Annotated in this window: 1 protein-coding gene; it reads left to right on the top strand. The window is 43.4% G+C overall.

The window, feature by feature from the left end:
• The first annotated feature begins 68 nt into the window (after positions 1-68).
• A protein-coding gene (locus N475_RS01240) for an IS3 family transposase (RefSeq protein ID WP_155732517.1) occupies positions 69-1,231 on the top strand; the annotation gives its coding sequence in 2 pieces (ribosomal slippage) (positions 69-324 and positions 324-1,231; 1,164 coding nt in all).
• The last annotated feature ends 8 nt before the right edge of the window (positions 1,232-1,239 follow it).

Here is a 1,239-nt window from a genome sequence, read left to right as displayed (position 1 = left end):
TTGTTGTGGTTCAATAAACCCGGACACAACTTTAGGTGGTATGATTACCACTTAACTAGAGGTGTCAAATGGCCAGAAAACGTCGAACATTTAGTAAAGAGTTTAAACTTGAAGCAGCTTGCTTAGTTTTAGATAAAGGTTACTCATTTCCAGATGCATGCCGCTCCTTGGATGTGGGTGAAACGACCCTAAGACGGTGGGTTCAGCAACTCGAGGTTGAAAGGAGCGGAGAAACACCGAAGTCGAAAGCTTTGACGCCCGAACAACAGAAGATCCAAGAACTTGAAGCTCGTATCAATCGCTTAGAACGAGAGAAATCGATACTAAAAAAGGCTACAGCTCTCTTAATGTCAGAAGAAACAAACAGTATTCGCTAATAGACCAATTAAGTGAGCAAGATCCGGTTGAACTGGTCTGTAATGTCTTCGATGTCGCCCGTTCAAGTTTTTATGACTACAAGCGCCGTCGTAATGTCATTGATACTAATGAGGTATTCCTTCGAGCTAAACTCAAAGAGTGCTTTAAATTAAGCCGAGGCTCAGCAGGAAGCCGAACACTCTCGGCAATGCTGGCCGAGTATGATATTGATGTTGGCCTTTTCAAAATCAGGCGGATCATGCGTGATATGCAACTTGTATCGAAACAGCCAGGGCCTCACGCATATAAAAGAGCAGTGAATGAGCGTCCAGACATACCCAACCGACTGAATCGTGAGTTCGGTGCTCACGAACCAAATCAAGTATGGTGCGGAGATATTACTTATATTTGGACAGGTCAGAAGTGGGCATATTTAGCTGTAGTGATTGATTTATATGCCAGAAGAGTGGTTAGCTGGGCAATGTCAGATAAGCCAGATGCAGCGTTGGCTGTCAAAGCGTTAGATAGGGCCTATGAACAAAGAGGCCGACCCAGAGGGCTCATGTTTCACTCGGACCAAGGCTGTCAGTACAGCTCAATCAAATATAGGCAGAGGTTATGGCGCTATCAAATAACACAAAGTATGAGCCGCAGAGGTAACTGTTGGGATAATTCTCCAATGGAACGTTTATTTAGAAGTCTGAAAACAGAGTGGATACCGAGCACGGGCTATAAATCAATTAAAGAAGCAGAACAAGATATAAGCTTTTATTTGATGAGTTACTACAACTGGAAAAGACCGCACAGTCACAACGATATGACAGCACCAGCTGTAATGGAAGAACAACTTAAATCATTGTCCGGAATTAGTTGACCACAACA

This window comes from Pseudoalteromonas luteoviolacea DSM 6061 (assembly GCF_001625655.1).
Classification (GTDB): domain Bacteria; phylum Pseudomonadota; class Gammaproteobacteria; order Enterobacterales; family Alteromonadaceae; genus Pseudoalteromonas; species Pseudoalteromonas luteoviolacea.
The sequence above is the reverse complement of the archived record's forward strand: the minus strand, read 5'-3'. Positions and strand labels throughout refer to the sequence as shown.